The organism is uncultured Thiodictyon sp., from assembly GCF_903828115.1.
GTDB lineage: Bacteria > Pseudomonadota > Gammaproteobacteria > Chromatiales > Chromatiaceae > Thiodictyon.
Genome location: NZ_CAIKKU010000050.1, coordinates 1 through 3,610 on the forward strand (window position 1 = coordinate 1; position 3,610 = coordinate 3,610).

Sequence of the window (3,610 nt, forward strand, 5' to 3'; positions counted from 1 at the left end):
GCCCCGGACTCTCTCGCACGCCAAATTACATCGCTTCTCCGACTACGATTACGACAACGACAACGACAACGACAACGATCGCGTCCAGCTTGCTCTTGCCTCGTTACTTAACTTAGCCCCCGCCATCGAGCACCAACCGGCGATAAACATAGACCTGACCCCGCGCATCGCGCAGCGCCAGCCGCCCCTGGTCCAGGGCGTACTCGAACTCGAAGGCGAACCCCGCCCGCCGGCTGCCCATCCGCACCCGCTGCCCGATGACCTGGATGACCCCGTCCACGTAGCCGCCGTTAGGGGCGTAGAGCCGGTAGTTCCCCCCCTGCACGATCAGGAGTCCGCCCCCGGCCGCCTCCCAGGGACCCTCGAGCCCGGCCGCGGTCAGGGGGAGGCCGCGCCCCTCCAGCATCCGCTTGCCCACCTCGGCCGCCTGGTCCCAGGAGCCCCCGCCGCCTGCCGCGTTGGGCGCCCCGGTACCGGAACCCAGGAGCCCCATCGACTCCATCATGCGCGACATCGCATCGGCCATGGCCTCGCGCCCGGCCGCCCCCTCGGCCGCGCGCACCGGCCCGGCGGGCGGGCACAGGGCCAGCAAGAGCAAGACCCACGCGGGCCAGCGGCGGGACCGGGGGACGGCACAGGGCATCTGGTGTGACATAGACTGGTGCACCAACGGGTGGGGACGGCGGCACCGCGGCCGATCCAAGGGGCCGGGCATTTCGGCGACCGGCAGTGGTCGAAACCGGTATGATCCCCCGTTGACCGCATTGGTGCACCCCGGATTCACCCAAGGACGCCGCGCGAACGCCTTGGTCTCTTCACCACCGCCCCCGGATCCGTCCCCCGACCACTATGCCCTGGCGTCCCAGCCCTGCCGAAGTCCTCGCACCCCTGGTTCATCCCGACCCCTGGGCGATTTCGCTTGCGGCCTTCGGCAAGGGCATCGACAACGCGCACATCGACTGTCTGCTGAGCCCGCGCTTCCGCATCCAGGCCGGGGAGACGATCCGCAAGCTGGTCCGCGAGGACGCGGCCAGCCTCTCACGCCGCATCCCGGAGCAGTTGGTCGGCGCCGAGGACCTGGCGGCCCTGCGTGACACCTATCTGCGCCTGTTCGACTGCGCCCTGGAGCGTCACCCCGGCCGCGATCCCCGCGACAACGCGCTGCTGCTCCAGTTCGCCGTACTCAAGTATCTGCTGCAACTGGTGGCGGCAGAGACCCAATCATTACAGGAGACGCTCAAGGCGCAGCTGCAATCGGACCTGGCCGCGGACGCGGCGCTCAGCACCGACCTGCACGAGCAACTGGTGCTGGTGACCCGCCAGGCCCAGGGCATCCAGCGGCGCGTCGGACAGCTCCTGTTCCGCGAGGTCCGCAAGCTGGAGAGTACGCGGCTGCAGAACGCCCGCAGCGCGGTGCTCGGCACCGCGTGGCCGGTCACCGACACGCTGCTGTTCAACCCGATCCTGCTGATCCCCGACCCCGGGGAGGGGCTGACCCTGGCCGCCGACTATCCCTTGGGCTGGCTTGCCGGGCCCGCCATCGGCGACTGGCTGGCCCAGACCGGGCGGTGTCTGACCCAGACCTTCGCGCCCTGGCTGCCGGGGTGGATGACGGGCGACGGGGAAGGCGCTGAGGACGCGCCCCCGGGCCAGCCGCCCGGCCACCCCAAGGAACGCCGGGATCAGGGCCAACTGCGCGGCTTCGTCGCCACCGAGATCCTGCTGGAGCGGTTCGTGGCGCGGGAGGAGTACCAACAGGGCCTGACCTCCTGGCTGGACGAGCCGGCCAATCTGCGCCTGCTGCTGGACCCCGAAACCGCGCGGCATAACTGGACCGGTGAGACCCAGGCCCTGATCAGGTCCCAGACCCCGACCGCCCCCGCCCCCCCACCGCCCCCGGACTGGCCGCGTTTTCGGCGCGAGCTGCTGGAACAACTGGGGGCCGGGCTCCAGGACGAGGGGCGGCGGCGGGCAATCGAGATCACCTATGCCCTGCCCGGCCTGCGCACCCAGCTCGGTCAATCGTTCCCGCTGTCCCTGGTCCTGGACTACGCGGACGGCCGCCTGACCCGGCGGCGGCTGGAGCAGCGCCTGGCCGCCCTGCGCGGCGGCCCCGACCCGCTGGCCGTGCTCCAGACCCTGGAGCGTCTGCGGGCGCTGCGCCTGCGCCAGACGCCCGCCGAGGCCCTGGCACTCATCGGCCACTATCTGGTCGACTTCCTGACGCTGCGCCGGGATCTCAAGCTCGCCTACAAGACCTTCGAGACCCTGGACGCCATCCGTCTGCTGGAGACCGATGACGAGGCCCGGCTGTCGCGCTCCAACGGCAGCCTGCACGAGTTTCACTGCCGCGGCGAGGGCGGCCCCCAGACGCGGCGCATCCGCTCCCACGCGGTGCTCAAGGCCGACGTGCGCGGCTCCACCCTGATCACCGAGGAACTGCGCGCCCGCGGGCTCAACCCCGCCTCCCATTTCAGCCTGAACTTTTTCGATCCGGTCAATCGCCTCCTGCCGGAGTTCGAGGCCGAGAAGCTGTTCGTGGAGGGTGACGCCGTGATCCTCGCACTCTACGAGTATGTCGATGACGGCCCGGGGCTGGCGGTGGCCCGCGCCTGCCGCCTGGCGCGCAAGATCCTCCAGGTAGTCAAGATGCAAAACGCCCAGAACCACCAACTGGGGCTGCCCGATCTGGAGCTGGGGATCGGCATCTCATTCTCGCGCCGCGAGCCCAACTTCCTCTACGACGAGGGGCGTCGCATCATGATCTCCAGCGCCATCAACCAGGCGGACCGGCTCTCCTCCTGCTCCGGGCTACTACTGCGCTCGGGCTTCCGGCCCGCCAACGGCGCCTTCCGCGTGGCCGTGGTGCGCGACGCCATCGGCGGGGAGCGCGCCGGCCCGGGGCGCGACCTGCTGCCCTACAACGTCAACGGCGTCAAACTCGACGAGACCGCCTTCCTCAAGCTCCAGGAAGAATTACCCATGGGTCAACTGCGGCTGTCCGACCCCGGTGCCCAGGAGAGCCTGTTCTTCATCGGCAGCTATACCGACGACGACGCCCTGATGCACTGGGTGCTGTTGCGCCACGCCCCGGTGCGCGACTGGGACGGGGATACGGTGGGTGCGATAGAGCCGGACCGCCGACACTATTTTGAGTTGATCGTGGACGAGGCCCTGGCGACGCAGGCGCGGCGGCTGGGGGTCGGCGGCGCGGGCGGGAAGGACGCACGCTGACCGCTGTAGCCGCGGATCATCGCCATGCGCGCCCCGGCGGTCGCGTCATAGTCCGGGATGGAGCGCTTGGCCTGCGCCGCCGAGCGCCCCGCCCAGTCGGTCCGGAAGGGCCCGGGCTCGACCAGCAGCACCTTGATGCCGAGCGGCGCGACCTCCTGCGCCAGCGCTTCAGACAGGGCCTCGACCGCAAACTTGGAGGCGTTATAGAAGCTCAAGGCCGGAAAGGCCGCGAGCCCCCCCCCACGGACGAGAGATTGACCACAGTCCCGCTGCGGGGGTGCGATCAGAACTGATGTGGTGACCGAGATCCCGGGTACGCTGTCCTGGTCGTTGTCGTTGTCGTTGTCGTAATCGAACAATCCGATTACGACAACGA

General features: G+C 69.6%; 3 protein-coding genes. 1 reads left to right on the top strand and 2 read right to left on the bottom strand.

Annotated elements, in window-relative coordinates; all coding sequences use genetic code 11:
• Positions 1–112: 112 nt before the first annotated feature.
• Positions 113–655 carry a hypothetical protein gene (locus tag QZY48_RS01835; protein WP_295426940.1) on the bottom strand — a complete coding sequence of 181 codons (543 nt, stop codon included), beginning with the start codon at positions 653–655 and terminating at the stop codon, positions 113–115.
• A 194-nt stretch (positions 656–849) separates the two neighbouring features.
• Between QZY48_RS01835 and QZY48_RS01840 the strand changes: the two genes are divergently transcribed.
• Positions 850–3,234: a hypothetical protein gene (locus tag QZY48_RS01840; protein ID WP_295426943.1), complete on the top strand. Its 2,385-nt coding sequence runs from the start codon at positions 850–852 to the stop codon at positions 3,232–3,234.
• On the opposite strand, the gene QZY48_RS01845 is transcribed toward QZY48_RS01840, so the two are convergent.
• A partial coding sequence (locus QZY48_RS01845) for an SDR family NAD(P)-dependent oxidoreductase (RefSeq protein WP_295426946.1) occupies positions 3,147–3,610 on the bottom strand: 464 nt, incomplete at its 5' end. The genes QZY48_RS01840 and QZY48_RS01845 overlap by 88 nt on opposite strands.